Raw genomic sequence first — 5,128 nt, 5'->3', positions numbered from 1 at the left:
CGATAATGAGGTCGGTATCGATGTCTTTACCGAAATTCCAAACTTTACCTTCAATTTTCTGCATCGAAAAATCCTAATAGTTACGTAAAATTAAGTGGATTATAGCAAAGATGTGTTGAAAGAGTTTTAAATCCCAAATAAGGGAATGTATTCATAGAAATAACGATTTTATTTTTATATTATTTTTATGTATACAGGAATAACATAGTCATATTATGGTCACACTATAGATTGTGATAACGAAGGAGTGGATTATGTGTATTAATAATCGTATTTTATTGAGCAATGTTGCGGCATCGTTGTTGCTGATGAGTTATCCGATAATTGTATCAGCAGTTGATCTCGATGGAATTACGTATCTTGGTGATGCGAATGAAGTAAATTCAACCCCACTTATGCTGGATGACACATCCAATACATTAATTCCGATTGAAATAACTGATGTTGTTAATTCAGGCATCACTATTTCTAACAGCGCTACACTAACTGTCGATTCTGATTCTAATGACGTTTACGGTATCTATGTTGATAATGGGAATGACGGTACGATCAATCATAGTGGAACGATTGATCTAAATTCAACGAGCGGTTCTGCATACGGTGTACTTGTGTATGACGGTTCTGGTGTAAATTCGGGCACAATCAGTAATACAGGTGATATTGTCGCAGAGGCAGGAAGTGATGTTGCCGGTATTTATGTATATGACAATTCAGGTTCCATTACCAATAGTGGAAGTATCGATCTCAATTCAACCGATAGCGGAAATACAACCGGTATTGTTGTAGAAAATGAAAATTCAGGATCAGTCACAAATACAAGTAACATCACTGCTACAGCCAATAATAACGATGCTACAGGGATTTATGCCGGTGCTAACCTCGCTGATGCCAATATAACAAATTCAAGTTCCGGTGTCATTACCGCGACTTCCGCGAACAGTTCCGCTTACGGTATTAATATAGGTGATACAAATGCGGGGAATGTGAATAATCTCGGAGAGATTTCCACTACGGCAACGTTTGGTTCGGCTGCCGGTATTTATGTCAATACGAATGACGGCACAATCAATAATGAAGGAAGCATTGTTGCGGAAGGTCGAACTGATACGTACGGTATTTACGCCGATACTAATAATGGTACGATCTCTCATAGCGGAACCATAGAAACATCTACAACCGATGATGGTACGGCATACGGTATTTATATGGTAAATAATTACGGAACTGTTACTGCGGATGGAAGTATCTATGCCCATTCACTAAACGGCAGTACGTATGGCATCTATTCCGACAGCGATAACGGCGGTGTGATCAATGCTAATGATTCAATTAGTTCAACCTCAACAGATGGCGATGCTACCGGAATCTACATAGGCGGAAACAATCAGGACCTGACGAATAATGGAACTATAGAAGCCCATTCAGACAACAGTAGAGCTACAGGTATCGAAATCTCAAATAGCAACGACGGAACAGTAACTAACGTAAATGCAATTACCGTAGATTCCATCACCAATGACGCGTATGGATTAGTTGTAGGTTCAAATACAGGAACGATATCTAATAGCGGTAGTATTGATTCTACATCAACAGACGGAAACGCATATGGTATTTACCTCAGCGGTACCAATAGCGGTTTAATAACCAACAGTGATACAATTATTGTAAATTCGACTAATAATGATGCTTATGGTATTTATGTCAATGACAACATGGGGACTATTACCAATAGCGGAACTATCACGGCACCAATCGCTCTCTCCCTTGGTAGTAGCGGAACATTTGAAAATACTTCTACTGGGCTAATTAGCGGTGATTTGCAAGCGAGTATGACCAATGTTCAAAATGACGGAACCATCAATTTAGCCTCCACCGATGCCTCTAGTGTCAATGATTTTACCCAAAGCGCTACCGGTGTACTCGGAATCAAACTAAACAGCGGTTCAGACGGTATCGCGACATACTCACAACTTGTCGCTAACGGTACCGTAACGCTCAATGCGGGTGCTACTCTCAATGTCAATGTACAAACGGCAACGGATTATCAAGATTTGCTGGTAGGACAACAACTCGCGGATGTCATATCGGCTTCAACACTCACGGCGGATGTCTCAACACTCACGATAACCGATACCTCAGCTTTGCTCAACTTCACCCCAATCATCGACGGTACTACATTGGATTTGGATATTGTCCAAGGGACTTCGATACTCGAAGCAACCCAGAACAGCGGAGTTGTCGGAGCGTATGGAGCAGCAAGTGTATTAAGTGCTTATACCGGTAATAATGATGATTTGAATAATTTTATTGACTCACTTAACACATTCGAAACGGAAGAAGAAGTTGCTCAGGCTATCTTAGAGACTACACCTACAACCATTGCAGCACTTCCTACAATGTCCACTCAGCTATATGGTGCCATGGGTTCCATCGTTCAATCGTACCAAAGCGGTGGATCGCGAGGACTCAACTCCGGAGATATTGTATTTGGGGATAAAACTTTATGGATCAAACCGTTTGGTTCCTACAGCAAACAAAAAAATAAAAAGGGTTTAAATGGATTTAGTGCCCATTCAAAAGGGTTTGGGATCGGGATGGATGGAGAATATGCACGTGATCATCGTGCCGGTTTAGCATTTTTCTATACCAATACCGATGCCTCGACTAACGGAGTCAGCCAATCCACAGAACTCGATGTCTTTACATTGATCGGATACGGAAATATTCCTATTCTAGATAATAAAACCAATTTTTTGTACCAAGTAGGTGCCGGGATTCAACAAACCGACTCATCCCGCTATATATCCGCAGTTCCTACAACCGCCACTGCCGATTATAACGCTAAAAGTTTTTTCACTCAGCTCAAGGTAGCACGAGAAATTCCCCTTAATAATGCTTTGAGTCTTTCCAATGAACTTTATGGAAGCTATGTTTATTATAAAAATCCTTCTTATACTGAATCAGGTGCCGGCGGGTTAAATCTGAATGTACAAAGTTTTACGACCACTACCTTTATCGTAGGAATTGAAGAAAATTTAAAATATGCCTTTGATAGTGATACCGATTTTATTGGGAATATTGCTTTAGGATATGACTTTGGAAATACCAATCAGAGTGTTTCAGCAAGTTACGCAGGAGCAAGCGGAACTATTTTCGACACCAAAGGGATAGATAACGGTCATTGGAGCTACAAAGCGGGTGTCGGAGTAGCTCAAATACTCCAAGAAAATCTCTCACTTGATCTGAAATACGATCTTGAAGGAAAAGGGGTTGATTTTAAAAATCATACCGTATCCGCAAAAATGAATTGGAAATTTTAAAAAATATGGCATTTAATGGATAAATATTTGACAGCTTTTCTTGCATCCGCAGCTATTCTTTTCTTGGCGGGATGCACTCATACGATTCCTACCCCCCAAGAGAGGATGAAAACGGCTGATACACTCACTCACTCATCCCAATTATCCAAATATACCTACAAAACCGAACATTTTAATATTATGTCATATCATAAAAATCCATCATCGTGTGAGCAAGACAATCTTCATCTTTACATAGAAGGAGACGGGCTTGCTTGGATTTCTTCCCAGAGAGTCTCACAGAACCCTACCCCTATCAACCCTGTTGCCCTTAAACTCGCATTGAAGGATGAACACTCTTGCATCGTTTATTTAAGCAGACCTTGCCAGTATGTAAGCGATCAAAACTGTACATCAAAATATTGGACAAGCCATCGATTTTCACCGGAAATTTTAGGAAGCTACAATGAACTCCTAAATACTCTAAAAACGTATTACAACGTTTCATCGTTTAATCTCTACGGCTACTCTGGCGGCGGTACAATTGCCACCCTCTTAACTGCCCAAAGAAAAGATATTAAACAACTCGTTACGATAGCCGGAAATCTTGATACGAGCTATTGGACACTGCATCATTCGATAACACCCCTTTCGGGTTCATTAAATCCTGCAGATTTTTCTGATTCTTTGGATAACATTGATCAATATCACCTTATCGGCGGAAAAGATGAAATCGTCAATGAAACCATTTTTAACTCGTATCTGAATCGATTCAAAGATGCCCGAAACATCCACCATAAAATTTTCAAAGAGTTTACCCATCAGTGTTGCTGGGATAGGGATTGGAAAGAAATTTTGGAAGAAATTGATCAAAAAACAGAGTAGAAGATGCCCGATCTATCTCGGGAATCCTAGGTTGAGGCTATTAACGTTTCAAGCTGTTCGTTGTCGCCAACATTTCATCACTGGTGGTAATAACTTTGGAGTTGGCATCATACGCACGCTGTCCCGTAATCAAATCGGTAAGCTCGACAACCAGTTGAACGTTGGAAAGCTCTACAAACCCTTGTCGGATATTACCTAATCCATCAACACCAGGAGTCCCTTCAACAGGCTGTCCCGAACTATCGGTCTCCACAAAAAGGTTATCTCCCATCGCATGCAATCCCGCCGGATTGATAAAGTTAGTCAATGAGATCTGTCCCACTTGAGTTGCTTGTGCTTGTCCGGATTGGGTAACACTGACGATACCGTCGGTTCCGATACTGATATTAATAGCATCTTCAGGAATAACGACTTCCGGCACCAATTTATAGCCGTCTGAATTGACGATGGTACCGTTCTCATCGATTTTAAAAGAGCCGTTACGGGTATACACTTCGGTTCCGTTTGGGAGTTCAAGTTTATAAAAACCTTTTCCCGTAATCGCCGTATCGAGAGTGTTATCGGTTTGCTTCAAACTCCCCTCGGTAAAGATTTTATTGATCGCGGTCGGACGTACCCCAAGACCCACTTCAATCCCTGTCGGAGACTTCGTCGTATCACTGGTAGAGGTCCCTGCATAGGTCATAACCTTATACATCAAATCGGCAAATTCGGCACGGGACTTTTTATATCCCATGGTGTTAACGTTGGCAATATTATTCGCCGTCGTATCGATCTGAGTTTGCATAGCCAGCATCCCGGTAGAGCTGGTATAGAGTGATTGCATCATAGTCTTATCTCCTTATCTTATCGACGAGTTACCGCGAGTTTTTCAATCGCGTCTTTATTTAGATCGTTCATTTGTGAATCCATCGCTTTTTGATACATACCGACAAGACGGTTTG

3 protein-coding genes and 1 pseudogene are annotated in these 5,128 nt (G+C 41.0%); 2 read left to right on the top strand and 2 right to left on the bottom strand.

Annotated features, from left to right (window positions below; genetic code table 11):
• Window positions 1–254: 254 nt before the first annotated feature.
• Entirely contained in the window at window positions 255–3,320 is a 3,066-nt protein-coding gene (locus tag A2517_RS06830) for an autotransporter domain-containing protein (protein WP_294895425.1), read from the top strand.
• A gap of 27 nt (window positions 3,321–3,347) precedes the next feature.
• Complete coding sequence (locus A2517_RS06825) at window positions 3,348–4,184, top strand: alpha/beta hydrolase (protein ID WP_294895422.1); 837 nt, start codon at window positions 3,348–3,350, stop codon at window positions 4,182–4,184.
• Window positions 4,185–4,224: 40 nt separating this feature from the next.
• Here the strand turns inward: A2517_RS06825 and flgG are convergent, their stop codons facing one another.
• Together flgG and A2517_RS11995 are read right to left on the bottom strand one after the other, a co-directional pair.
• The gene (gene flgG / locus A2517_RS06820) at window positions 4,225–5,013 is read right to left on the bottom strand and encodes a flagellar basal-body rod protein FlgG (RefSeq protein WP_294895420.1); all 789 of its coding nucleotides are present in this window, start codon (window positions 5,011–5,013) and stop codon (window positions 4,225–4,227) included.
• A gap of 17 nt (window positions 5,014–5,030) precedes the next feature.
• Window positions 5,031–5,128: pseudogene (locus A2517_RS11995) on the bottom strand (flagellar biosynthesis protein FlgG); the annotation flags it as partial.

Origin of the sequence: Sulfuricurvum sp. RIFOXYD12_FULL_44_77 (assembly GCF_001830725.1) — a bacterium.
GTDB classification, from domain to species: Bacteria; Campylobacterota; Campylobacteria; order Campylobacterales; family Sulfurimonadaceae; genus Sulfuricurvum; species Sulfuricurvum kujiense_A.
Note: the sequence above shows the minus strand (reverse complement) of the source record. Positions and strands in the feature narration are given on the sequence as shown.